Source organism: Blautia sp. MSJ-36 (assembly GCF_018917985.1).
Classification (GTDB): domain Bacteria; phylum Bacillota; class Clostridia; order Lachnospirales; family Lachnospiraceae; genus Blautia_A.
Genome location: NZ_JAHLPQ010000007.1, coordinates 91,853 through 114,891, shown reverse-complemented (window position 1 = coordinate 114,891; position 23,039 = coordinate 91,853). Strand labels below are relative to the sequence as shown.

The window sequence follows — 23,039 nt, the reverse complement described above, 5'->3', positions numbered from 1 at the left end:
TCTATTTGTCCCCTTCCTGATATAACTGGTCTATAATTTCTTTCAGCATTCTCTCGGTCTCATCCATGGTGTCTTTCACCTGTGCGCCGGCAATATTCAGATGTCCGCCGCCGCCCATTCGTTCCATCATAACCTGGACATTGACTTCGTCAATGGCTCTGGCACTGATGTAAACCTCGTTATTATAGCTGGTAAGAACAAAAGATGCCTTGACTCCGGCAATGTTAAGAAGCTCATTGGCCGCCTGTGCACCTACAACAGTAGGGCTTTCCAGACCTTCACTTGGGCATCTTGCAATGGCAAAATAATCCCGGTAGATCTCAGCAGTACGGACAGCCTCCGCTCTTGCCTTATAGGAATCAATATTGTCACGGAGCATCTTACGTACACGTGTCACATCCGCCCCGCATCTTCGCAGGAATGCCGCTGCCTCAAAGGTACGTACACCTGCCCTTGTTGTAAAGTTGTTGGTATCTATCATGATACCCGCATAAATACAGTCCGCCTCAATGCTGCGAAGCTTCAGCCCATCCGCAAAATACTGCAGGATCTCCGCGATCATTTCGCAGCTTGAAGATGCATATGGCTCCACATAGGAAAGAACTGCGTTCTGGATCACCTCACTGCCACGGCGGTGATGATCCAGTACCACGATGGTCTTTGTCATATAGAGAAGATCCTGGCACTCCGTATAACTTGGTTTGTTGGTGTCCACCACGATTACTACCGTATTGTTATCGACCAACTCCTTGGCCTGGTTGCTGTCCACAAACATGGACGGCTCATAGTCCGGATTCTCCATAAAGCCACTCATCAGTGGACGGATGGATGTTGTCGGATCGTTAATTACAATATGCACCGGCTTGCCAAGAGTCTTACCTGCACGATAAATACCAATTCCTGCTCCCAGCGCATCCACATCGGTGATCTTATGGCCCATAACGACCACACGGTCCTTGGTGCTCATAAATTCCTTCAGTGCCTGAGCTTTCACACGGGCCTTCACACGGGTGGACTTCTCCATCTGCTGAGCCTTGCCGCCAATGTAGGTGATATTATTGCCATTTTTGATTACTACCTGATCGCCGCCACGTCCCAGTGCCATCTCAATAGCAATTCTGGCATACTCATAATTCTGAATATAAGTGGAAGCATTCAGACCTATTCCAATACTTAAGGTTACTGCCATCTCATTTCCGATGTTAACAGTCTTCACCTCATCCAGAATATGGAATCTCTGTTCCTTCAAAGTTTCCAGCGAACTCTGGCGCATGATCAGAAGATATTTATCTTTCTCAAGCTTTTTCACAAGGCCGTCAAAGTTGGAAAAATACTTCGTGATCTTACGATCGATCAATGCAATCAGAAGAGATCTCCGCACATCCTCCACGCTCTCAAGAGCTTCCTCATAATTATCCAGATAAGCCAGCGCCACCACAAGCTTATTGTCTTCATTCTTCTGAATGTATTCCTTAAGCTCTGTCTCATCATAAAGATACATGGCAATCAGACTGACATTCTGGGACATATCCTCCAGAATATCTGCATGACTCACCACTTCTCCCATAGTCACCCTCTGCATGGATACCCGGTAGATCCGGTCCCCGAAATGTGTACTCATCTCGGAAATTTCCAGCTCATCGGCCACCGGGAGCTTGTCCGGAGTAATGTCCGGAAAAACTGTGCTGATATTTTTTTTATAGAACTGATCTCTGCCCGTGATCTCCGAAAAAATACGGTTGGACCAGATCATTCGGCCTTCCATGTCCATAATGGCATAGGGAAGCGCCAGTTCTTCCAGCATCCTCTTTTCCACCACATCATATTGATTGGCAAATGCGATCATGTCATTGATGATCAGCGGTTTGTGATATCGGAAAAGCTGTACTGCGATAAAAATATAAATAACAGTACCTACAGACACCAGAATTCCGGCCTTCACACTTACAATAAACACCAGCAGATCCAGCAGCACCACCAGAACCGAAAGATACAGTGGCCAGCGCATGAAGTGTTTCATAGCCCCTTTAAATTTGACTTTGTTGTTCATTGCTTTTTCCTGTTCTCAACGTAATAAAAACCACAAGTTATCTATTATTATACCAGATTTCTTATTATAATTCCATAGTTATGATAAAATCTGTTATATCTGACGATCCACCATCATTACTCCTCCTGCAGCCAGCAACAGCTTCTTTTTTTATAATTTTTTATTATCACCGAAAACAAAAAACAGGGCCGCTGTCATTCAGATGACTGCTCATCTGTCTGACAACGACCCTGTGGATGATCGGAATTAGTCCTGAACGTATGGCATCAGGGACATATGACGTGCTCTCTTAACAGCAACTGTCAGTGCTCTCTGGTGTTTCGCGCAGTTACCTGTAATTCTTCTCGGGAGAATTTTACCTCTCTCGGAAACATACTTTCTTAACTTTGCTACATCCTTGTAATCGATCTCGTTATTCTCTTTACCGCAGAATACACAAACTTTTTTTCTTCTGCGTCCGCCTCTTCTCTTCATCGGAGAATCTGGTCTCTCGCCTCTATTGTAAGCCATGATTGTTTCCTCCTATCTTATTCGTCTCATCTGTCTTGATCAGATGTTCTAGTTGAACGGCAGCTCCTCATCAATTCCATCCGGAATATTCATGAAGCCGTCGGCGCTTGCTGCGCTCGGACTCGGCATAGACGGTGCAGGTGCTGCTTCTGTTCTCGGATGAGATGCTGCATAGCTGTCGCTTGATGCTTTGCTCTCAGCAAACTCCTGATCCTCAACAACAACATCTGTCGTATAAACCTTCTGTCCTTCGCGGTTCGTATAACTTCCTGTCTGGATACGTCCCGTAACTGCAATTTTCAGTCCCTGTCTGAAATACTTTTCCGCAAACTCTGCTGTACGTCCGAAAGAAACACAGTTGATAAAATCTGCACTTGCCTCTCCGTCACGACGGAATCTGCGGTCAACTGCCAGTGTATATCTGGCGATTGCCAGGGCATTTTCTCCTGCGGAATATCTTACCTCAGGATCTCTTGTCAAGCGTCCCATTAATATTACTTTGTTCATCGTTCTACCTCTCTTATAATTTCAGATTTCACTTAACTGAACAGGTTCTTAATGGTGTTTTCGAAAATCCGCTGCAAAAATTATGCCTCTTTCTTGACAACCAGGTATCTTAATACATTGTCCATGATGCGGACATGTCTCTCGATCTCCGCTGGGCACTGAGAATCTGCTTCAAACTGAATAAAATAGTAGAAGCCTTCATGCATTTTCTGAATCTCGTAAGCTAATTTCTTCTTACCCCATTCTTCAACTTCTGTGATCACGCCGTTGTAACGTGTAATGTAGCTTTTTGCTTTCTCAACTACAGCGTCACGTGCTTCGTCCTCAAGCTTAGCGCTCACAACTAATGCTAACTCGTACTTGTTCATGCTTGTCTTAACCTCCTTATGGTCTTTTGGCCCTTTGCCTGTCAAAGAGCAAGGATATGAAATATATCACGATTGTTGATTCTAGCATATCTTTCCCGTGATGTAAAGCATAAATTTAATTTTTTTCGAATTTTTTCAAATCTCGTGTATTTTTCTCCACAAGCTTGCGTGCCACCATGATCTGATGTCCGCAGCCCATGCATTTCAGACGGAAATCCGCTCCTACACGGAGGATTTCCCATTCTTTGCTGCCACAGGGGTGTGCCTTCTTCAGTGTGACAATATCTCCTACTTCATAATTTAATCCCATTTGGTACTCCTCGTTTTTATTTTTTCCGGATATTTTATCCAAACGGATAAAAACATCCGCATTCGCTACGCAGCTCTGCACCGGATAACTGCTATGAAATTTGTCAGACCCGGATCTGAGAGAACACCTTGCCAATCGGTTCTTTAATAAGAAGATCCGCATATTTGTCTCTCGGTGTCGGTGCCTTGTTGATCACCACCAGATGATTTCCCCTGAAATAATCGATCAGTCCTGCTGCCGGATACACCGCCAGGGATGTTCCTCCGATGATCAGCACATCCGCCTCCGAAATCACTCTTACGGACTCCTGGATCGTGTAGTCATCCAACCCTTCCTCATAGAGAACCACATCCGGTTTGATGATCCCACCACAGGTACACTTCGGAACTCCCTCCGACTCCTTCATATACTTGAAATCATAGGATTTCCCGCATTTCACACAGTGATTGCGGTAAACACTGCCGTGAAGCTCCAGGACTTTTTTGCTCCCGGCCATCTGATGAAGATTGTCAATATTCTGGGTAATTACAGCCTTCAGCTTTCCTGCCTGCTCCAGCTCTGCCAGTTTCAGATGTGCCGCATTGGGCTTTGCCGTATCGCAAAGCATCTTATCTCTGTAAAATTTAAAAAATTCTTCAGGTCTGTGCATAAAAAACGTATGGCTTAAGATCGTCTCCGGCGGGTAATCATATTTCTGGTTATACAGCCCGTCCTGGCTTCGAAAATCCGGGATCCCGCTTTCTGTGGAAACTCCCGCTCCACCAAAAAACACGATATTATCACTCTCATCAATGATTTTCTGTAATGTTTCGATTTCATTTCCCATATCGTTCTTCCTCCCGTTTATTTTTGTTGTGCAGAAAAAAATCTACTGCGGATCCACTGCGTTCACCCGTTTCCCCTGTACTACAAAACGGGTTGCCTGGTTTCCGGTACAGGTGGACAATGTAACAATTTTGTCCTTCACATCTGCATCTTCTGCACTGGCATCTGTTTGGATCTCGGAATTCTGAAGCATCTTTTTTTCATATTCCAGAAATTCGCTGCCAGGCCCTTTAAACAACGTATACGTCTCACTGTTTACAGAAGTGGTATATGCCGCAATAATCTCATATCGGTAATTCTTCTCCGGAGTGAGAATCCAGAAATATTTACTGGTATTGTAAAGCGTCTCATCAGCTCTGTATTTCTTCAGCATTCCAAACATGGAACCATTTTTCATATTATGGCCATACACCAGCGTATTGCAGTCACTGAAATCTCTTTTATTTTCATAATCAATAAAGATGGTTCCTGCAAAATTATAATTTTTCTCATATGTCTGATGCAGATACGTATTGTTATCTTCGCCCTGTACCACCGGATAACTGATCTGCGGCAGTGCTTCCATGTAAATCCAGCCAATTACATCATCATTAATACTCTTAAGTGACGCAAAATCAATACTTATGGGAGCTGTCGGCTGATTCTCCGGCTGTCCCAGATCTTCTGTATTATCCGGATCACGCTCTGTTACTGCCATTTCCGAAATACTGTTATACTCATCTGTACCCTTTTTATATTCTGTATAGATATGATACAAATTAAAAGCTGCATAGCAGAATACGCAGATCGCTGCAATCAGTACAAAAGTGAGGATATAATCTCCTGTTGTTTTTTTCTTTTTTTCCTTGTCTTTCCTGCTCATAATCACTCTCCTTCGATCTGTCAGGATTGCCTGGTTTCTGTATTTATTATAAATACCCCTCTGTTTTCTTGCAACCGTTTTGTTTTTATCATAATTTTATATAGAAAGAAAACCGCCTCGGAATGGGCGTCCGAAGCGGTTTGTAAGGTATGTTCTATTTCAGAGCTGCTGTTATTTTCAGTCCAGTTCTTTGCCTGTGAGCATTTTGTATGCCTGGAGATATTTCTCGATGGTCTTGTCCACGATCTCCTGCGGAAGTGTCCAGTCGTTATCCGGATTGGCTTTCAGCCAGTCACGTGCAAACTGTTTATCAAAAGATGGCTGGCCATGTCCTGGTTCATAGCCTTCTGCCGGCCAGAAACGGGAGCTGTCCGGTGTCAGCATCTCATCACCGATGACCATGTTGCCGTCCTCATCAAGACCAAACTCGAATTTTGTATCTGCAATGATGATTCCCTTGCTGAGCGCGTACTCTGCACATTTTTTGTAAAGAGCGATGGTGTTGTCACGAAGTTTCTCAGCGTACTCACGACCTTTTCCAGGGAAGTATTTCTCAAGATGATCAATACTCTGCTCAAAAGAAATATTCTCATCGTGGTCACCGATCTCAGCCTTGGTAGATGGTGTGTAGATCGGCTCAGGCAGCTTGTCGGATTCCTTCAGGCCTTCCGGAAGCTTGATGCCGCATACAGTACCGTTCTCCTTGTAGCTTGCCCAGCCGCTTCCTGTGATGTATCCACGTACGATACACTCGATCGGCAGCATGTTCAGTTTACGGCACATCATGGATTTTCCTTCGAATTTCTCCTGCTGGAAAAACTCCGGCATATCCTTGGTATCTACAGAAATCATGTGGTTTGGAAGAATGTCCTCAGTCATGTCAAACCAGAATTTGGACATCTGGGTCAGTACAGCACCTTTCTTTGTAACTTCGTTATTCAGAATTACGTCAAAGCAGCTGATACGGTCTGTTGCAACCATGATCAGACTGTCGCCATTGTCATAGATCTCACGTACTTTACCTTCTTTGATTGGTTTTAATTCCTGCATGTTCTCACACCTCATCATTCGGTTATTTGGTTTTTGTTTTCGACACCGTTACCGTATCACCACTGAAGCCCTCCTGTCAAGACGCCAGGCCCTTTTCAGTCATAAGTATTCGTTAAGGGATCATTCATATTTTTAATAGCGACTCACATTCTTCCTGAAGTTTCTTCTCCTGTTTCCGGTAAAGAAGCTTCTCGCTGCAGGCAAAATAAGGGTCACATCCATACTCCCGGATAAAGGCTGCTGCATGGCTGTTCCGGGTGAGTCCTGTGACAAAAAGCACCGTTTCCTGTCCGTCCCCGAAGCATGCTTTCATAAAGGCAAATGCCCGTTCCAGCTCCCTGATGATCTTTTCGGCGCAGTTTTTTCTCTTCTCCACCATCTCCGCAAACAGCTGCCGGATCCGCTCAAAACCAGCATCTGTCTCTGTGATATGCTCCTTTCGGATAGTAAGGCTGAACGCCTCCAGCGTATGGATCACAAACTCTTCTGTCATCTGCTGCTCCAGGTTAAGAAGCTCTGCTTCCAGACGGATTGCCAGACTTTTTTTCTTCACATCTGTAAATTCATCCAGCGCTGTCATATCCTTTTTATCATGAAGGAAAGCTTTCAGATGCAGGAGTTCCTGATAAACAGCATCCGTCTCTCCATCTATCTTCTCATAAAACAGAAAGCTTCCATTCAGTCCATCAAGCAGAAGCCCCGTCACAAGAAAACGTTCCTCAAAAGAAGCTGCCTCCGCCATTTTTACCTTTTTCCGCTGTTCTTCCTCCGTCATCTCTCCGGAAAGCAGGCGTTTAAGGTCATAGTCCTCTCCGTACTTCCGGTACAGCTGATAACTGGCAAAAAAGCTCCTTGCAATCTCATCCCGGCAGAGATACTCTCCGATCAGATTCTCCGTGATCTCCACGCCCAGTTCCTCGTAGGCTTTCAGGATCTCAGACAGATCCTCCCATCCTCTTGCTGTCACAAAAAACTTCCCGTCCACCGTATTCTCCACAGAATAAAAATGATCTTTTTTCATACCAAGATAAGCCAGGATCGATCCGTGAATCTCCTTTTTCCAGGCATACTCCATCCACACATCAAGATCTGCCTCGATATCCATCCTCCGCACACGGTCCAGGGTTACGATATCAAACTCCCGGACCGACTTATTATATTCCGGAGGATTTCCCGCTGCCGCGATCAGCCATCCTTCCGGCACGCTGTGGCTTCCAAACGTTTTGTTCTGGAGGAACTGCAGCATTGTAGGAGCCAGCGTCTCGGAAACACAGTTGATCTCGTCAATAAACAGAATCCCCTCTTTTTTTCCTGTCTGCTCCATACAGTCATATACAGATGCAATGATCTCGCTTAAGGTATATTCTGTAATACTCACTTCTTTTCCGTTGTAGCAGCGGGTCACGATCCTTGGAAGGCCTACTGCGCTCTGCCTTGTATGGTGTGTGATCGTATAAGCTACAAGACCCACCTCACATTCCTCTGCCACCTGTTCCATAATTGCTGTTTTTCCGATTCCAGGAGGCCCCATGAGAAGAATGGGACGCTGTCTCAGTTTTGGAAACGTGTAATGTCCGCGGGAATCTTTTTTGTTGTATGCAAGTAATGTATGTTTGATCTCTTCTTTTGCTTCTTTTATATTCATCGTTTACGGCGCACTCCCTCCTGCTCTGCCACAAGCCGGATCGCCCAGGGCGGAACAAGCTCCATTTTTTCTGTTTTATGCAAAAATACAAAGGCCGTCTCATGATCCGGTTTGCTTCCGGGATATATCCCGTCCCCGTCCGTAAAATAGATCAGAGCCTTAAGACTGCGGATTTCTTTTTTCTCCTGCTGCTCCTTCACATACCGGAACACCGGCCGGAAATCCGTTCCGCCCCGTCCCTGTATGGTGATATTTTTGCTGTATTCCTTCCATTCTTCCTCGGAATGGATCACCTTAACATCCTGGATGCAGCAGTCACACTGGATCAGGTAGACTTTCATCTTATGGAAAAAATTCTCTTTTTCGCTAAGGATGGAATAGGTTTCTCCCAGGAATCTCCGCACAGTCTCTCCATCGCAGGAACCGGAGGTATCAATGGCGATCACCAGCTCCTCCAGGCGGTTCACTTCCTTATATTCCAGTGGCTCGATCAGCGGAAGATTTCCATAATGCTCCATTCCATAATTATAAAAAATATAATCAAAGCTCTCCGTATCTAGTTCCACTTCTTCCCTCAGTACGGAAAACTGGCGGAGAAATTTTTTGTAATCGTATCTGCCGGATCTTACGGGACCAGCTTCTTCCTTCTGGTCTCCTTTCTGGCTTCCCCGCCGTTTCCGGTGATCCTGACGGTTTGCGGCGGTATAAGAAAGAAGCCTGTTCCATTTTTCTTTTGTCTTTTTTCCCTTTTCTCCTGTGCAGGCATCCCATAGTGAGTGATCATCAAAATGGAACGCTTCTTCCAACTCTTCCAATTGAAATGGAAATCCCTGTTCTTTCAGTTTCCGGCAGATCTTTTCTGCGGAATCCGCGCCGTTTCCAAGCATACGGAAAACTTTTTCCCGGATTTTTTTTGTATTTCCGCCTGTCTCCAGAACCGGGATCTTTTCTCTGGAAATGATCTGTTCCACCGCAATATCACAGGCCAGGTTCCATAAGCGTCTGTCCTCCTGATCTTCCCGAAAAAGGTGCAGATACAGACAGTGCAGCAGCATATGCAGATAACCCCTTCGTACATCCTCCGGCTTTTTCACATAAAGCTCCAGCAGATATTCCGGGGAAAAAAGGAAGAACGCTCCATCTGTTCCAATGGTTCTGGTCTGCTCTGAGCCCGTCCCGGAAATGCAGGCAAAAGCACCGTCCAGATATGGAAAATAGTAGTACAGCTCGTTCCTTATATTTTCCAGGATATGTATTCCGAGCTCTTCCTGCCTCCGGTCCACCGAATCCGCCTCCCTTCCTGGTTTCCTGGAAAAATCACAGTTCAAATTTCTTCTCTTTAAATCCATAATTTTCTTTTTTTAAATGGAGAAGTCCCACCAGCGCTGCAGGTCTCCTCCACTCTTCGGCCAGTTTCAGAAATACTTCCAGTTCCTGTTCCCCAAACCATTCGTTCTCATAAAGCTTCTCGATCTTTTCCCAGTCATCTTCCAGGATCAGGCGTTCCACAGCCGGACGGATCCTTTTCTTAAGATATGCTCCATAATGCGCGCGTTCCTCTTCCTCCACACCTTCCTCCAGAAAATATCCCCGCAGGGCAACTGCCAACCGCAGCGGCTCCTGCTTGGTACTTCCGAATTTCCGGTAAAGATGAATAGCCTCTTCTTTAGCATCCTCGTTCTCCGCCCGCATTTCAAGGGCAGTGGCAGCAACTTCCACATCTTTTTGAAAACGGCTTAATTCTGTCATAATAATCCCTCCTGTCTGCTGTCTGTTTATAGTGTTCGAGGAAATACTTTTGTATGACATTATCATATCACGTACCGCTTTGTTTGAACATTATTTTTTGTTAAAAAAGAAACCGCCATTGCCTTTTTACGACAATGACGGTCTGAAGATTTTTCTCAGATTCCCTTTTTATAAAGAATAAATGAATAGATCATTGGCACAAGGATGACCAGCAAAATTACCGCCAAAACAATTTCCGTTTTCAGGAGCAGCGAATTCATAAGAAAAAGCAGCCCCGACAGGATCAGTATCCAGCCTGTCATACGGTTGGTACGGTTCCAGTTCTCCTCGCTGTTCAAAGTCCAGGGAAGCTTCATTCCCACTGTGTAGTTCTGTTTTACCTTATGAACATAATTTCCGAGAATGATAAACATGATCCCCACCATGATATTTACGATCACACCTATATCAATGTCCATACCCAGAGCAAGACCATAGATCGACATGCAGGTGATCACAGACACCACCGGAACCAGCCACAGGATCATGGTAAAAATACGCCTGTTGATATTTTTTCGCTTTGGATCATTGGCTGTAAAAAACAAGCAAAACAGATGGATCAGCAAAAGCAGAAACGGAATTCCGAAAACTGCCATCGGCTTGCTGCTCCAGCCGTTGGCCAGATTGTGCTGATCAAAATGTGTTGCGATTTTCTCCGGCAGACGGTTCCACAGCAGGATCCCTGCCAGTGACGGCGAGATCGTAAGGATACTCCCGGAGATCAGAGACATTTTATATTCCTTCAGAAATTCTTTTCTTTCTTCACCTTTCATCATTCTTTCCCCCTTTCAGATCACTGAGCCACAGAAGCAGTTCCTCTACAACTGTGGTATTCAGTTCGTAATACACGAAATTCTTCACCTTCGTCTCCCACACAAGATCTGCTTTCTTCAAAATTTTCAGATGATAGGATATGGTTGCGCCTGTCATATCAAAATGTCCTCCGATCTCACCGGCTGACATTTTCCCGTTTTTCAGAAGCTGCAGGATTTCTCTCCGCACAGGATCCGAAAGTGCCTTGAAGGTTTCCGCAAACGCCATCGTGTACCTCCTTTCGGATAGTATTTAGAAATATTTCTAAATAGAATATAGCATTTTCGGATTTCCCAGTCAATAAGTATTTAGATTTTTTTCTAAATACTTACATTTGTCATCTATAAAAAAATGAGGATACCGACCATCGCCTCTGCGACCTTACGATATCCTCATTCACCATCGATCAACCATTATTTATTTTTTCCCCTCTTAAACCTACCTCATGCAAAAACCAAGACTGGATGTGATCTCCGGCGCAAGCTCCGGCACATGTGCACAAAAGTCCATCTCTCTGCCAAGGCCAATGGATGCAACTCCAAGAATGGATTTGCCATTTACTGTTCTGCTTCCCCTTTTCAGATCCACTGCAAACGGAAAATGCTCTGTCACATCAAGAAAACGGTTCACTTCATCCATGCTCTCAAACTGTACTTTTCTTACTGTCATCGTTTTTTCACCTCTTTTCTCTGTATATACTATTATATTACTATGATATAACCATTTGCATAGAGTAATTTTTTTATAAAAAAGGTGATTTTTTTAGATGTTATCTTCTCCTATTTCTGTTACAATATAAAAAACAACACCCAGGAGGTATCAGAATGTCAAAAAAGAACCTTATCGCAGGACAGTCCGGCGGACCGACCGCAGCTATCAACAGCAGTCTTTACGGTGTGGTATCCGAAGCACTTAAACATACAGAAAAGATCGACCATGTTTATGGTATGGTCAACGGCATTGAAGGATTTTTAAACGGAACAGTCCTTGATTTCCAGGAAGCACTTCCGGGAGAGCAGCTTCTCGCTCTTACCTGGACCCCCGGCGCTTACCTTGGCTCCTGCCGTTACAAGCTTCCGGAATCCCTGGAGGATCCGGTTTATCCGAAGCTTTTTCAGAAATTCGAGGAGATGAATATCGGCTGGTTCTTTTATATCGGCGGCAATGATTCTATGGATACCGTCAGCAAGCTTTCCCGCTATGCAGAAAAGATCGGCAGCGACATCCGTATCCTCGGTGAGCCGAAGACCATTGATAACGACCTTGTAAACACCGACCATACTCCCGGATTCGGAAGTGCTGCCCGCTACGTAGCCTCCACCGTCCGTGAGATCACCCTGGACGCCTGTGTCTATGAGAAAAGATCCGTCACCATCATCGAGATCATGGGACGTCACGCTGGCTGGCTCACCGGAGCTGCTGCCCTTGCCCGGAAATACGTTGGAGACAATCCGCTTCTCATTTATCTTCCGGAAACTGATTTCGATGTAGAAGAATTTCTCCGGAAAGTTAATGCTGCCTTTGAGAAAAACTGCAACGTCGTAGTCTGTGTATCGGAGGGAATCCATGATAAAGACGGCACCTTCATCTGCGAATACGACAGTGCTGCCGGAACCGACGCCTTCGGTCACAAAATGCTGGCTGGCTGCGGTAAATATCTTGAGAATCTTGTACGCAGCCGTCTTGGTGTCAAAGCCCGCTCGGTAGAGCTCAATGTAAGCCAACGCTGCTCCGCAGCCATGCTCGCCGGAACAGACCAGCAGGAAGGCATCCTCGCCGGTGAATTTGGTGTACAGGCTGCCCTGAACGGCGAAACCGGAAAGATGATCGCATTTAAACGTCAGAGTGATTCTCCGTACTCCATGAAATGCACACTGGAGGATGTTAACGCTATCTGCAACGAAGAAAAGACTGTCCCTGTGGAATGGATCACAGAAGACGGCTCCGATGTCACCGAAGACTTTATCCGCTATGCCCGCCCGCTGATCCAGGGAACTGTAAATGTTCCGGTTGGCGAGGACGGACTGCCGGCATTCGTGTATCGGAAATAAGATTTGTAGTAATGCGGATAAAAATATCCACATTTGCTGCGTAACTCTGTCCTGAGTAACTATTTATCCGTCATTTGACAAAAAAATGCACCGGGAATTTCCTGATAGTTCCCGATGCATTTTCTTTATTTCTCTATATATTTTTCTTTTTTATTTCTTACTGCGGTATGCTTCTGCTTCCCAGTGTGTAATAAAATATGTGATCTCATCGGTCATCTGCAGCGGGCCGCCAAAGCTCTCCGCATACACCGCAAGCTTGATCGCATCCTTTACCAGAAGCTGTGCCTTTGCAGCCTTTCCTTTGTCATCTTCCATGATAAATGCGCCAACGCCCTGTACCAGGATCAGTCTTGGCTCTTTATCATGCTCTGTCATAAATGCATCCAGCGCATTTTTCGCCTCATCAATATTTTCCACAAATAACGGATAAGGTCCGCAGTATACGATATGATCCGGAGTAAACGGCTTCAGAAGAGGTGCCGCAGCAGTTTTATCTTTTACAAAATCATCAGCCTCCGCAGCCGGTACGACCTCAACCGCATGTCCGAGCAGACTGGAAAGCTTCTGTGCTGCCTGCTCTTTTTCAGGTGTAACTGCATCACTTACATCCGCAGTTCTCTTTACCTGCTTTTCCAGCTTTCCGATCACACCATCAAATAAAACGCCGATTTCCTCTACAGTATCAGCCGCAACAAAAATTCCGTGATTCTGAAGCAGAAGGACCTGCACGTCTTTTCCTGTTTCTTCTTTATAGGCATTCATTTTCTCGAAGCAGATACGGGCAAGTGTGTATCCCGGTTTGCAGATATCGATCCAGAGTACGTCTTTTCCAAGAAGCTCTTTGCAGAGAGCCTTTGCGCCCTTTCCGCAGGTCAGTCCATTGATAAGTGTCGGATGAACATGCAGGACATACGTATAGGCAAACAGATTGTGGAGCAGCGCTTCCACGCTGGGACGTTTGGTTTTATCCTCATCGGTCACTGCCGCCATTACATCTGCAAGATATGCAGATTCACGCTTCACATCATCTGCCGGATATTCCGTTTTCATGATCTCATTCAGACGGGCTCTGTCCATTTTGACAAATTCCTCTGCCTTAATGGTAGCAAGCTGTGTACCAGATCCCTTTACATACAATGTTGTATCGTCTTTTACAGAAGTATTACCGCCTCCTGCCAGAACATAAGCCGGATTACTTCCGTAAGTGTTTGACATTTTTACCAAAGTTGAAAGCTCCATAAGTAAAATTCCTCCCTGTTGTGTCATTATATAATTTTTTCTATATGTTTATAGTACACGATGCAGGGTGAATTATCTATATGAATATTTTTTCCAAAATTAGTACTTTCGTATCCTTTTATGGTCTTACCAATATGATACCAACCTTTGAGCAGAGCATTATTCACGTCAGCAGCTCAAAGGTATGATACAGATCCACCTTCCCATACCCCCACTCCGGATTGGGATACTGCATGTTTTCTTCTCTTCTTGCGCCTCTCTGCAGATAATATTTCACGCTGCTTCCTGTAAAAAACGGCTGGTTATCCCGTATGATCGCCCATTCAAACAGAAGTGCCGCGATGCCGGCGGTCTGTGCGGCGGAGATGCTGGTTCCGGAGCGGGTTCCAAAATCTCCTCGTACCAGTGGTACTTTTACGTTAACACCAGGTGCTGCCAGATGTGGGGTTATCATACCATCTGGTGTATAGCCTCTGCCTGCTGCAATATAGATGCTTCCGTCACGGTGCTGGTAGGCGGTTGCCGTGATGCTGTTCCTGGCATCTCCCGGCGCTGTCACCGTGGTGTAGGGAGAGGGTTCCAGAAAATAGGTATCCTGGGAGATCAGCCCTTCCACAGGAAGCCACATGTGGAACTGTACGTTCTGCCTGTTTCTTGCCTTGGTGAAAATTTTCCAGATGCCGGACGCCGGATGGAAAAATCGGATATACACCAGCGAATATCCGGTCTGCCGCTCAATCAGGATATAATTCACATACACCTTTGTTTCCACAAAGACAAAAGAAAGCTCCTGGGTTCTGGAACCGATGGAACTGCTGACTTCCAGTATCTCACCGGTGGGTGACTGGATGGAAAGCCCGTAGATCTCCGGTGGCTCTCCCCAGAATTCCATGGTAAATCCCTGCTCCCTTTCTGCCACACGGAGCTCTGTCACGATCTGCTCCCTTTCCTGAGAAAAAATCCCCGTACTGTGGTTTCTTGTATTTCCTTCGTTTCCTGCTGCCACAGATACGGATACCTGGGAAAAATTTGCCACATAGTCCACATACTGGCTTAACGCATTGGTTCCCAGATGAGCACCCTGGCTGCTTCCGATCCCCAGGCAGATAGAAAGTGGCATCTCCAGTTTTTTCGCCCAGGAAATCGCATAAGCGATGGCCATCATCACGTCATTTTCCTGAAAGACTTCTGCATCCGGAGGGTAGAGATAAAAATTCCGGAGGTATTGTTTTGCCGGTTTTACCTTGATGATGATCAATGTCGCTTCCGGCGCCGCTCCGGTAAAATTTTCTCCCGGGACCATATTTCCTGCCGCAATGCCGGCAAGTGCCGTGCCATGTCCATTGGTATCACGGGATGGCACAACAGAAAACGGATCCTCAAAAGCCAGTGCCTGGTCGATATCATTTTTACGGAATAACCTGCCATAGGGAACTTCTGTACCTGCTATATCAGTCCCATCTTCCAGCGACTGATCCCATAAATAAGCGATCCTGGAACCGCCTGCATTTCGAAACACGGCATTCTGATAATCAATCCCCGAGTCGATCACTGCCACCGCCGTCCCCTTTCCCCGAAGTTTGAGATACGGATGGTCATGCAGCCTGGTGATCCCCGATGCCCCTGCTGCCTCCATGTCCATATACGTGTAACATTTCGGGATCGAATTATAGGATGTTCCCGTGACCTCAAGTTCTCCCATACTTTCCAGCGGAACATAGAGAACCCCGAAAATCTCATTGATTGCCTGAAAAGATGTCCCCGGAAAAAGTTCCATGGTGTCCTTTACATTCTGCATATATTTCACGATAAAATCCCCGAAGCGCTGACTCTGTGCCGGATTTTCCGACTGCGCTCCGGGGATCTTATCCTCTGTTTTCATATTTGGTTCAAAATCTTCTTTTCTGAGCATGGCAGGCCTGCTTTCGTCTTTTTCATAGATGTATGCAAAGAAAACCTGTCCTTATGACACTACTGTCCTACGCTGTCTGATTCTTTCTTTTCATCACCAGTATCAACAGCACAATCCCAGCAATCCCGGTAAAAATACTGATAAACTGGGAAGTTGACAAAATCCCCACACTTCCCCGGATAATATCCCCACGGAAAAACTCGATCACAAAGCGTCCAATGCTGTAAAAGATCAGATAGCAGGCAGTCACCTGGCCATCTGCTTTTTTATTCCGCGCGATCAGCAACAGCAAAAGAAAATGCAGAAAATCCAGTCCGCTGGAATACAGCTGCGTCGGGATCAGTGCCACGTGATTGGGCGCATATTCTGAATTCTGAAATATCACAGAAAAAACACTCTCTGTCTCTTTTCCATAACAACAGCCCGCCAGAAAACATCCGATCCGTCCAAATCCCTGGGCCAGCGCCACAGATGGCAGGATCACATCCGCATATTTAAAAAATACAAGTTTTCTGATCCTGCAGTACAAAAATCCTGTCAGTATCCCGCCGATGATTCCTCCAAACACCACAAAACCGGAACTTAACGTTTCCATCATAAATCCCGGATCCTGAATGATTGATTTCCACTCTGTAATCCAGAAGAGAAGTTTTGCACAAAGAAATCCACCCACCAGGCACCACAGGACCATCGGAAAGATCTGTTCACTGTCAAGTCCCTGTTTTCTGGCTCTGTACTCTGCAGTCAGACAACCTGCCACAATTCCAATGGCGATCATCAGGCCATACCCGTATACCGTAAATGGCCCGATGGTAAGAAGTTCATTTTTCATCGGTTTCCTCCTGATGTCCCGTTTTTGTTTTCCTCAATATCCTCACCCACATCTGTAGATGTAAAAAATTCCAGCAGCGCTGCATTGGCTCTGTCATTCAACGCACTATTTCCAGGTTCTGCCACATCACATTCCCCACAGATATCCACACCAAGGATCCTGAAAATCCCCTCAACACATTTCTCTCTGACAGCACCCAGACATTTCAGCATGGTACTTAACCGCATATCCCCCTGACTCCAGTTTGTATCTGCATCCGTCTCGCAGAGAACATCTTTGTCTATGGAAATATATAACGGATATTCTCCCACCTGTTCTTTTACAAATGCACACACTTCTGTCTCTTCCATTTCCAGAAGTTTCTCCCTGCTCAAAAACTCCACCTTTTCCCTAAGCTCCGGTTCCACTCTGGAAAAAGCCTCCTCATCCGGGCCGATCAGGATCACCTTTTTAAGCAGAGGAAGTTCCATAATGGAATCATAAATCCATCCTCCGCAGGAAAGCAGGCCTCCGAATGCAGGTGGCTGCATATCTGTATGATTGTCAAATACAAGAAGTTCAAAAGGCTCCGGGATCTTTTCCAGCCAAATCCTTGTCATATAGTGATAGTTTCCGGAATCAATAAAATGGATCTCTCCGGAAGAATAAGGGGCAATGCGGCTGCGAATGGCATTCATCGCATCCTCATCGCAGTAGCAGTTAGTTCCGGGAATGTCCCTGGCCTCCACCCGGGCTGCTTCTTTTCCCCTCCAGAACTGCTGATCCTCATATATTCCGGAAAAATCCATCATCAGTATCTTAATATTTTTATCTGTATTTTTCATGTGCACATCTTACCACGGAATGGCAGATGATGCAAGAGAGGTGTCAGTCCTTCCACTCTTCCAGGTCTTCATCGGAACCGTCCAGAAGATCCTTCAGGCTGCCGGTCTCCGCCTGGTCTTTGCCCACATCCCAGAGTTTCATTTCTACATTCTCCGGTTCTTTTTCCCAGCGGGAATTCTCCTGCTTCTGTTCTTCTTCCGGTTTTGCGGACTCTTCTGTCTCTTTTCTGTCCGTAGAATATCCGTCTGTATCCTGTGCCGTCATAGCCGTTGTAGTTTCTTCTGTAGTTTCTGTTACAGGTTTACTCTCTTCCTCCTGATCCTTCTCTTTTTTTCGGAAGATTCCACGTCTGGACTTTTTCTCCGGTTCCGTTTCCATTGCTTCAACCGGTGTACTCTCTGCCACATTGTCTGTTGGATATTCTGCTCCACTCCCACTCTGCAACTCATTTGGCTCATTTTCATCCTGCGGTTTTGTATCATCTGGCATATCCATATCTGCTGTTTCATTTACAGCATCTGAACCAGCCTCTTCCTTCTCTGCCTCCGCTTTTTTCGCGATTTTTCGAAGTCCCAGCTTCATAATAATAAAAAATACGATATCCACAGCTCCGTCACACACCAGCACCCAACCGGAAAAGATCAACAGCGTCATGATCTTTGGAAATCTTCCAAACAACATCACAATTCCAAGTGCAATAAAAACAAGACTGCCGATCAGAAGCACACTCCATGCACCGCGTCCACCTTTTTTCAGAAGAAAAGCACCTTTAAATTTCCACAGACTGTCAACCAGTACAAATGCACTGAGCATCCATGGAAGCAGCTTGATCACGATGGAAGGTGTCATAAAAAGGAACACGCCCAGCACGAAAACAACTACACCGCTTAAAAGATCCATGATCGTAGCAGTTGCTTTTCCACGTATGTAAATATAGATATGATAAATGCCAACTCCGATGAGGATCAGCCCGAATACCACTTTACAGATCACATCCACCGTCTGTGTGGGGATCAGGATCAGGCAAAGTCCCAGCAGTATATAAAATACGGAAGAGATGATCTCACCCTTCAGAATGTTATTGATTTTTTCACCCATTTTTATACCTCCTCTGTTATTCCAACAGTATAGCTCTTTTCCACTGGTCAGTCCACCCTGAACCGTCAAAAAAAAATTCTTTTTTCAAAAAATTTTCTTATAATTCAATACAGCCTGAAGGATTTTTCCGGCGGCATTTCACCGCGTTCCTTCAGGCTGAATTTTACTTTTTATGTTTCTTCTTTTTTGTCATAAGACCACCGATCCGTCCGGTTTCTTTTGCAGAGAGGCTTTTCCACCCGTCTTTGATCACTTTATCCAGGACTCCCATCTCATCGGCAATCTCGTATTTCAGTTTTTCTGCCTGGGAAAGTTTCCCCTCCAGGTATGCCTTTACTTCTTTCTCCCTGTTCATCTTCCACACTCCTCATCTTTTTTATGGAGTATGGACGTTTTCCGGAGAAATTATGCATTCTGAAAAATATGTCCGTCCTTTACGGATGCTGTCAACTTTAATCCGGGATAATGATGGCCGCAATGATATACGCCAGGATTCCGGCTCCGCCCATCAGCGTGATGATCACCCATACCAGCCGTACAAGAGTCGGGTCAATATCAAAGTATTCCGCGATTCCGCCGCAGAGACCACATAACATACGGTTTACTGATGATTTGTAAAGTTTTTTGTTGCTCATAATGCTTCCTCCTTTAATCTTCGTCAAAGTCCACCTGAACGTTTCCCATTCCACAATCCAGTTTTATATTTTTCGTGGCACCTTCATTTGTGATCTGTTTATTTCCGGAAGTGATGGATGTTTCCTGAGAATCATCCACCTCCAGATTTCCAAGGCCACATTTCAGCTCATAATTATAATCCGCAGCTTTTCCAGCAAGTGTAAGATCCATATTTCCCATGCCACAGCTTCCATTTAATTTCTCCACCTGAAGTTCACTGATGTCGGCAGTTCCCACACCAACTGTAAAATCTGCTTCCTTTACATCCAGACTGCCGGAATTCTCAAGGGTTCCTGCCCCCACATTCACTTCCATCTGATCTGCTTTAAAATCGCCATCTAGTTGGATGGTTCCGGCTCCCATCTGAAGTTTTATCTTCTGAAAGTTTAAGTTTTTCGGGCAAAAAATTTCTATGGAACGGTTTCTTACCTTCTGGCTACTGGCGATTGTCAAACTGCCGTTGTCATTGTTGATCTTAACACGATTGTGATCCTTCCCTGTAACTTTCACCTGCACTTTATCCTCATTCCAGGTCTTCAGGACCAGTTCTTCGTATCTCAGATCACAGGAAAGGTCTGAAACAGCAGAAGCTTCATATACTTTCGTATATGCGGAACTGTCCGCATTGTCTGTCAGGACGCCTTTCTCATTTACCGCGTTCTCTGCATCTGCCTGAAAATCATCCTCAAGCTCAGCCATATCTTCTTCTGGAGCAATTACGCTTTCTCTGCCATCTAAAACATTAAGTAACTGCTTCACCCCTTGATCCAGCACGCCTATGTCTCCCATGGTCGCTCCCATGGCAGCTCCGCCTGCAGTAAGTCCCAAACCCGCCGCACCGAATACTGCCGCAAGGATCAGGATTACTTTCAGAAAACGTTTCATACTTTTTCCGCCTTTCTTCCATTCAGGAGATTACTGCAGAATCCTGTAAATTTCCGCAGGATCGCCGGTAGTATCTTACCTGTGAACCACACCGTCAGTGCCAGTAACAAAAGTCCAAGTGCCATCATCAGAAATCCGATACCGATAGTCAGGATCCCGGCCGACGGAAGAGATACCACCATGGCAATTCCAACAGCAATACACGCAACTGCACCGATTACAAGAATGATCGATCCCGCTCCCGCAAAAAATGTCAGCAGGAAGGGCAGTAACGCCAGTGTCACCAGAATCCCCAGTGCTCCGCCAAACAATCCTTTAATCAAAGGAGCCGCAAAAACAAGAACGATCAGCGCAAGGATGATCCCTGCCTTATTCTGCTTCTTCTCTGCATGATAGCCACGCTGGGCCCGACTTTTCCTGCGGTTTTCGGCACTTCCTGTATCATGAGGCTCTTCTTCCTGTCCATCTCCGCGTACTGTTATTTCTGTGTACTGATCTGGCATCTCCCCGTTCTCTTTCACACGGGTGTCCTGATATCCGTTCTCTGTGTATTCCCCGTAATCTTCACTGTTCTCCTGAAGATCTGCCTTGATGATCGCGGCAACCTTCCCCGGATTTCCCAGTTCCCGGATCACTTCTCCTTCATTCTCCGGACCTGCATCATCAAAATATCCTTCATAATATTCCAGTGCCTCCTGTCTCTCCGCCTCTGAAATATCGGAAAGCAGCCGTTCAAGCTGTTCCATAAACTGCTTTCTGTTCATAATTATACTCCCTCCTCAAACATCCTGGTAATCTTGGATGAATAGATCTCCCATTCACTTCTGTAAAGATTCAGCTGCGCTGCGCCCTTATCTGTCAGCTTGTAATATTTCCGGTTTCTGCCTGCATATTCCATATTGTAGGCTTCCAGGCATTCATCCTTCTGAAGCCTTCGAAGAACCGGATACAGCGTGGATTCTGAAACTTCCAGAACACTTCGCACATCCTGGGTGATCTTATACCCGTAGGTACCGTCCTTCTCTCTGGAAATAACAGCCAGGACAATCGCATCCAGGAGGGCTGCTCCTGTATTAAATACCATCTGCTCACCTCTCTATGACCTGTAAAATGGACATTCAACTTCCACCTTACTACATGCTCATGAAACGCGATGGCGTTTTTCATTCACATGATAAGCCATGTAATATTGTTCTGTGAATAATACTATATATCGTATAATATAGTTTTGTCAATAGTATTTAGAAAAATCCTTTCATCCTTTATAATATTTTCAGCAGTTTGAGATTGATATTATGGAGGAAATTATGACAGATTCAGATAAAATACAGACATTACCGCTTCCTTTTCTGGAGCGTATGAAAGAAATGCTTGGAGATGATTATGACGCTTTCCTTGAAAGCTACGAAAATCCCCGCACCTACGGTCTCCGTGTAAACACCGCAAAGCTCTCCTGCCAGGACTTTCAGGAACTTTCCCCTTTCCCAATCCGTCCGATCCCGTGGATCAATACCGGATACTTCTACGATGAGGAAAGCCGCCCCGCCCGATGCCCTTACTACCAGGCAGGACTTTATTATCTTCAGGAACCAAGTGCCATGACACCGGCTTCCAGACTTGCCATCGAACCGGGAGATTTTGTCCTGGATCTCTGTGCGGCTCCCGGTGGAAAAGCAACTGCCCTTGGGGCTGCCTTAAATGATACCGGCTTTCTTCTTGCCAATGATATCAGCACTTCCAGAGCCAGAGCCCTTCTTCGGAATCTGGAACTTTTTGGCATGAAAAATATGCTCGTCACAGACGAAAAACCGGCAAAACTTGCCCAGCGTTTCCCGGCTTTCTTTAATAAGATCCTTCTGGACGCCCCATGCTCCGGGGAAGGCATGTTCCGAAAAGAGGAAGCACTTGCCCGTGACTGGACCCCGGAAAAATCCGCAGAACTTTCCGATATCCAAAAAGACCTGATCTTAAAAGCTGCCGATATGCTCCGTCCAGGTGGAATGATGCTTTACTCCACCTGTACCTTCTCTCCCTGCGAAGATGAAGAAGTTGTAGCCTATCTTCTCCGTGAGCGTCCGGATATGGAACTTATGGAAATGTCAGGATACGAAGGATTCTCTCAGGGTCGCCCGGAATATGCCAGTACAGCAGACACTTCCGATTCCGAAATCGCATTAAACTTAAATACATTTGATCCGGAAGAACTTCAAAAATGCGTCCGAATCTTTCCACACAAAATGGATGGCGAAGGTCATTTTCTCGCCCTGTTCCACAAAAAAGGCGATTCTCTTCCACCTGTTTTCCATTTCTCCGCAAAAGGGCCGGACAAAAACACCCGGAAATGGCTGGAGGAATTTTTCTCTGAAATCGGCCTGAAAACCATTGGCGGCCAGGAATTTGACTGGAATCGTGTGGAAGTCCGCAAAGATAAAGTGTACTATCAGCTGCCTTTCCCGCTGGATCTCCGGGGGATCTCCTTCCTTCGAAACGGTCTCTATCTCGGTGATCTGAAGAAAAACCGATTTGAGCCGTCTCAGCCACTGGCGCTGGCTCTTCATAAAGGAGATGTGGAAGCCGTTATCTCTCTGCCAGTTTCTGATGAGCGGCTTACCCGTTATCCGAAAGGCGAAACTCTTATGATCGAGCCGGAAGAGGCCGCTCACAAAAAAGGCTGGCATCTTCTCTGCGTGGACGGTTATCCTCTCGGATTCGGAAAACTTGTAAACGGAATCCTGAAAAACAAATATCCTGCGGGCTGGAGAGTATAAGCGCTCCGCCGCAGGATATTTCCCCA

Annotated in this window: 26 protein-coding genes; 2 read left to right on the top strand and 24 right to left on the bottom strand. The window is 45.7% G+C overall.

What is annotated here, in order from left to right:
* Position 1: 1 nt before the first annotated feature.
* From KQI39_RS07495 to KQI39_RS07430, 14 genes are all read right to left on the bottom strand, one after another.
* Positions 2 to 2,050, bottom strand: a complete 2,049-nt coding sequence (locus KQI39_RS07495) for a DHH family phosphoesterase (protein ID WP_216417572.1) — start codon at positions 2,048 to 2,050, stop codon at positions 2 to 4.
* Positions 2,051 to 2,296: 246 nt separating this feature from the next.
* Positions 2,297 to 2,560, bottom strand: coding sequence for a 30S ribosomal protein S18 (gene rpsR, locus KQI39_RS07490; RefSeq protein ID WP_021651398.1), 264 nt, complete (start codon positions 2,558 to 2,560; stop codon positions 2,297 to 2,299).
* Positions 2,561 to 2,608: 48 nt separating this feature from the next.
* A complete protein-coding gene (locus KQI39_RS07485) occupies positions 2,609 to 3,067 on the bottom strand; it encodes a single-stranded DNA-binding protein (protein ID WP_216417570.1) in 459 nt (152 codons plus the stop codon).
* 80 nt (positions 3,068 to 3,147) lie between these two features.
* On the bottom strand, positions 3,148 to 3,435 hold the full coding sequence (gene rpsF / locus KQI39_RS07480; RefSeq protein WP_021977097.1) for a 30S ribosomal protein S6: 288 nt from the start codon (positions 3,433 to 3,435) through the stop codon (positions 3,148 to 3,150).
* 115 nt (positions 3,436 to 3,550) lie between these two features.
* Positions 3,551 to 3,745 carry a DUF951 domain-containing protein gene (locus KQI39_RS07475; RefSeq protein ID WP_021977096.1) on the bottom strand — a complete coding sequence of 65 codons (195 nt, stop codon included), beginning with the start codon at positions 3,743 to 3,745 and terminating at the stop codon, positions 3,551 to 3,553.
* A 103-nt stretch (positions 3,746 to 3,848) separates the two neighbouring features.
* Positions 3,849 to 4,571: an NAD-dependent protein deacylase gene (locus KQI39_RS07470; protein ID WP_216417568.1), complete on the bottom strand. Its 723-nt coding sequence runs from the start codon at positions 4,569 to 4,571 to the stop codon at positions 3,849 to 3,851.
* Positions 4,572 to 4,613: 42 nt separating this feature from the next.
* On the bottom strand, positions 4,614 to 5,432 hold the full coding sequence (gene srtB, locus KQI39_RS07465) for a class B sortase (protein ID WP_216417566.1): 819 nt from the start codon (positions 5,430 to 5,432) through the stop codon (positions 4,614 to 4,616).
* A gap of 177 nt (positions 5,433 to 5,609) precedes the next feature.
* Positions 5,610 to 6,482 carry a phosphoribosylaminoimidazolesuccinocarboxamide synthase gene (locus KQI39_RS07460; RefSeq protein WP_021977093.1) on the bottom strand — a complete coding sequence of 291 codons (873 nt, stop codon included), beginning with the start codon at positions 6,480 to 6,482 and terminating at the stop codon, positions 5,610 to 5,612.
* 124 nt (positions 6,483 to 6,606) lie between these two features.
* Positions 6,607 to 8,127, bottom strand: a complete 1,521-nt coding sequence (locus tag KQI39_RS07455; RefSeq protein ID WP_216417565.1) for an ATP-binding protein — start codon at positions 8,125 to 8,127, stop codon at positions 6,607 to 6,609.
* Positions 8,124 to 9,410, bottom strand: a complete 1,287-nt coding sequence (locus KQI39_RS07450) for a vWA domain-containing protein (protein WP_330653989.1) — start codon at positions 9,408 to 9,410, stop codon at positions 8,124 to 8,126. Before KQI39_RS07450 ends, KQI39_RS07455 begins: the two co-directional genes overlap by 4 nt.
* A gap of 34 nt (positions 9,411 to 9,444) precedes the next feature.
* Entirely contained in the window at positions 9,445 to 9,876 is a 432-nt protein-coding gene (locus tag KQI39_RS07445) for a hypothetical protein (protein ID WP_216417560.1), read from the bottom strand.
* A gap of 155 nt (positions 9,877 to 10,031) precedes the next feature.
* Positions 10,032 to 10,691, bottom strand: coding sequence for an SdpI family protein (locus tag KQI39_RS07440; protein WP_330653987.1), 660 nt, complete (start codon positions 10,689 to 10,691; stop codon positions 10,032 to 10,034).
* Complete coding sequence (locus tag KQI39_RS07435) at positions 10,678 to 10,956, bottom strand: autorepressor SdpR family transcription factor (RefSeq protein WP_015527197.1); 279 nt, start codon at positions 10,954 to 10,956, stop codon at positions 10,678 to 10,680. The genes KQI39_RS07440 and KQI39_RS07435 overlap by 14 nt, the downstream gene beginning before the upstream one ends.
* A 210-nt stretch (positions 10,957 to 11,166) precedes the next feature.
* On the bottom strand, positions 11,167 to 11,397 hold the full coding sequence (locus KQI39_RS07430; RefSeq protein ID WP_110103223.1) for an HPr family phosphocarrier protein: 231 nt from the start codon (positions 11,395 to 11,397) through the stop codon (positions 11,167 to 11,169).
* Positions 11,398 to 11,552: 155 nt separating this feature from the next.
* Between KQI39_RS07430 and KQI39_RS07425 the strand changes: the two genes are divergently transcribed.
* Positions 11,553 to 12,779 (top strand): 6-phosphofructokinase, encoded by a 1,227-nt coding sequence (locus KQI39_RS07425; protein WP_216417558.1) that lies wholly within the window; start codon positions 11,553 to 11,555, stop codon positions 12,777 to 12,779.
* Positions 12,780 to 12,929: 150 nt separating this feature from the next.
* On the opposite strand, the gene KQI39_RS07420 is transcribed toward KQI39_RS07425, so the two are convergent.
* The 10 genes from KQI39_RS07420 to KQI39_RS07375 all read right to left on the bottom strand — a co-directional run bounded on the left by KQI39_RS07420 (position 12,930) and on the right by KQI39_RS07375 (position 21,329).
* Complete coding sequence (locus tag KQI39_RS07420; RefSeq protein ID WP_022426599.1) at positions 12,930 to 14,018, bottom strand: class II aldolase/adducin family protein; 1,089 nt, start codon at positions 14,016 to 14,018, stop codon at positions 12,930 to 12,932.
* A 163-nt stretch (positions 14,019 to 14,181) separates the two neighbouring features.
* Positions 14,182 to 15,930, bottom strand: coding sequence for a S8 family peptidase (locus KQI39_RS07415; protein ID WP_216417556.1), 1,749 nt, complete (start codon positions 15,928 to 15,930; stop codon positions 14,182 to 14,184).
* 67 nt (positions 15,931 to 15,997) lie between these two features.
* Positions 15,998 to 16,762, bottom strand: a complete 765-nt coding sequence (locus tag KQI39_RS07410) for a prolipoprotein diacylglyceryl transferase (protein WP_174095841.1) — start codon at positions 16,760 to 16,762, stop codon at positions 15,998 to 16,000.
* On the bottom strand, positions 16,759 to 17,586 hold the full coding sequence (locus tag KQI39_RS07405) for an arginase family protein (RefSeq protein ID WP_216417554.1): 828 nt from the start codon (positions 17,584 to 17,586) through the stop codon (positions 16,759 to 16,761). Before KQI39_RS07405 ends, KQI39_RS07410 begins: the two co-directional genes overlap by 4 nt.
* Positions 17,587 to 17,629: 43 nt before the next feature.
* Positions 17,630 to 18,685, bottom strand: coding sequence for a DUF308 domain-containing protein (locus KQI39_RS07400; protein ID WP_216417552.1), 1,056 nt, complete (start codon positions 18,683 to 18,685; stop codon positions 17,630 to 17,632).
* Positions 18,686 to 18,848: 163 nt separating this feature from the next.
* The gene (locus KQI39_RS07395) at positions 18,849 to 19,040 is read right to left on the bottom strand and encodes a small, acid-soluble spore protein, alpha/beta type (protein WP_015527205.1); all 192 of its coding nucleotides are present in this window, start codon (positions 19,038 to 19,040) and stop codon (positions 18,849 to 18,851) included.
* Positions 19,041 to 19,137: 97 nt separating this feature from the next.
* Positions 19,138 to 19,320 (bottom strand): PspC domain-containing protein, encoded by a 183-nt coding sequence (locus KQI39_RS07390; RefSeq protein WP_216417550.1) that lies wholly within the window; start codon positions 19,318 to 19,320, stop codon positions 19,138 to 19,140.
* 13 nt (positions 19,321 to 19,333) lie between these two features.
* Complete coding sequence (locus KQI39_RS07385) at positions 19,334 to 20,245, bottom strand: DUF4097 family beta strand repeat-containing protein (RefSeq protein WP_216417548.1); 912 nt, start codon at positions 20,243 to 20,245, stop codon at positions 19,334 to 19,336.
* A complete protein-coding gene (locus tag KQI39_RS07380) occupies positions 20,242 to 21,009 on the bottom strand; it encodes a DUF1700 domain-containing protein (RefSeq protein WP_118062757.1) in 768 nt (255 codons plus the stop codon). The genes KQI39_RS07385 and KQI39_RS07380 overlap by 4 nt, the downstream gene beginning before the upstream one ends.
* Before the next feature lie 2 nt (positions 21,010 to 21,011).
* On the bottom strand, positions 21,012 to 21,329 hold the full coding sequence (locus KQI39_RS07375; RefSeq protein ID WP_015527209.1) for a PadR family transcriptional regulator: 318 nt from the start codon (positions 21,327 to 21,329) through the stop codon (positions 21,012 to 21,014).
* Positions 21,330 to 21,552: 223 nt separating this feature from the next.
* On the opposite strand from KQI39_RS07375, the gene KQI39_RS07370 reads away from it, so the two are divergent.
* Positions 21,553 to 23,013 (top strand): RsmF rRNA methyltransferase first C-terminal domain-containing protein, encoded by a 1,461-nt coding sequence (locus KQI39_RS07370; protein WP_216417546.1) that lies wholly within the window; start codon positions 21,553 to 21,555, stop codon positions 23,011 to 23,013.
* Positions 23,014 to 23,039: the final 26 nt, after the last annotated feature.

What these genes read in the sequence shown, in the direction of transcription:
- KQI39_RS07435 (WP_015527197.1), bottom strand. Translation starts at nt 10,956, where the DNA reads ATGGCGTTTGCGGAAACCTTCAAGGCACTTTCGGATCCTGTGCGGAGA.
- KQI39_RS07425 (WP_216417558.1), top strand. Translation starts at nt 11,553, where the DNA reads ATGTCAAAAAAGAACCTTATCGCAGGACAGTCCGGCGGACCGACCGCA.
- KQI39_RS07410 (WP_174095841.1), bottom strand. Translation starts at nt 16,762, where the DNA reads ATGAAAAATGAACTTCTTACCATCGGGCCATTTACGGTATACGGGTAT.
- KQI39_RS07385 (WP_216417548.1), bottom strand. Translation starts at nt 20,245, where the DNA reads ATGAAACGTTTTCTGAAAGTAATCCTGATCCTTGCGGCAGTATTCGGT.
- KQI39_RS07420 (WP_022426599.1), bottom strand. Translation starts at nt 14,018, where the DNA reads ATGGAGCTTTCAACTTTGGTAAAAATGTCAAACACTTACGGAAGTAAT.
- rpsR (WP_021651398.1), bottom strand. Translation starts at nt 2,560, where the DNA reads ATGGCTTACAATAGAGGCGAGAGACCAGATTCTCCGATGAAGAGAAGA.
- KQI39_RS07390 (WP_216417550.1), bottom strand. Translation starts at nt 19,320, where the DNA reads ATGAGCAACAAAAAACTTTACAAATCATCAGTAAACCGTATGTTATGT.
- KQI39_RS07380 (WP_118062757.1), bottom strand. Translation starts at nt 21,009, where the DNA reads ATGAACAGAAAGCAGTTTATGGAACAGCTTGAACGGCTGCTTTCCGAT.
- KQI39_RS07455 (WP_216417565.1), bottom strand. Translation starts at nt 8,127, where the DNA reads ATGAATATAAAAGAAGCAAAAGAAGAGATCAAACATACATTACTTGCA.
- KQI39_RS07440 (WP_330653987.1), bottom strand. Translation starts at nt 10,691, where the DNA reads ATGATGAAAGGTGAAGAAAGAAAAGAATTTCTGAAGGAATATAAAATG.
- KQI39_RS07395 (WP_015527205.1), bottom strand. Translation starts at nt 19,040, where the DNA reads ATGAACAGGGAGAAAGAAGTAAAGGCATACCTGGAGGGGAAACTTTCC.
- KQI39_RS07405 (WP_216417554.1), bottom strand. Translation starts at nt 17,586, where the DNA reads ATGAAAAATACAGATAAAAATATTAAGATACTGATGATGGATTTTTCC.
- KQI39_RS07415 (WP_216417556.1), bottom strand. Translation starts at nt 15,930, where the DNA reads ATGCTCAGAAAAGAAGATTTTGAACCAAATATGAAAACAGAGGATAAG.
- KQI39_RS07375 (WP_015527209.1), bottom strand. Translation starts at nt 21,329, where the DNA reads ATGGTATTTAATACAGGAGCAGCCCTCCTGGATGCGATTGTCCTGGCT.
- KQI39_RS07460 (WP_021977093.1), bottom strand. Translation starts at nt 6,482, where the DNA reads ATGCAGGAATTAAAACCAATCAAAGAAGGTAAAGTACGTGAGATCTAT.
- KQI39_RS07470 (WP_216417568.1), bottom strand. Translation starts at nt 4,571, where the DNA reads ATGGGAAATGAAATCGAAACATTACAGAAAATCATTGATGAGAGTGAT.
- KQI39_RS07430 (WP_110103223.1), bottom strand. Translation starts at nt 11,397, where the DNA reads ATGACAGTAAGAAAAGTACAGTTTGAGAGCATGGATGAAGTGAACCGT.
- KQI39_RS07485 (WP_216417570.1), bottom strand. Translation starts at nt 3,067, where the DNA reads ATGAACAAAGTAATATTAATGGGACGCTTGACAAGAGATCCTGAGGTA.
- KQI39_RS07475 (WP_021977096.1), bottom strand. Translation starts at nt 3,745, where the DNA reads ATGGGATTAAATTATGAAGTAGGAGATATTGTCACACTGAAGAAGGCA.
- rpsF (WP_021977097.1), bottom strand. Translation starts at nt 3,435, where the DNA reads ATGAACAAGTACGAGTTAGCATTAGTTGTGAGCGCTAAGCTTGAGGAC.
- KQI39_RS07370 (WP_216417546.1), top strand. Translation starts at nt 21,553, where the DNA reads ATGACAGATTCAGATAAAATACAGACATTACCGCTTCCTTTTCTGGAG.
- KQI39_RS07400 (WP_216417552.1), bottom strand. Translation starts at nt 18,685, where the DNA reads ATGGGTGAAAAAATCAATAACATTCTGAAGGGTGAGATCATCTCTTCC.
- KQI39_RS07495 (WP_216417572.1), bottom strand. Translation starts at nt 2,050, where the DNA reads ATGAACAACAAAGTCAAATTTAAAGGGGCTATGAAACACTTCATGCGC.
- KQI39_RS07445 (WP_216417560.1), bottom strand. Translation starts at nt 9,876, where the DNA reads ATGACAGAATTAAGCCGTTTTCAAAAAGATGTGGAAGTTGCTGCCACT.
- srtB (WP_216417566.1), bottom strand. Translation starts at nt 5,432, where the DNA reads ATGAGCAGGAAAGACAAGGAAAAAAAGAAAAAAACAACAGGAGATTAT.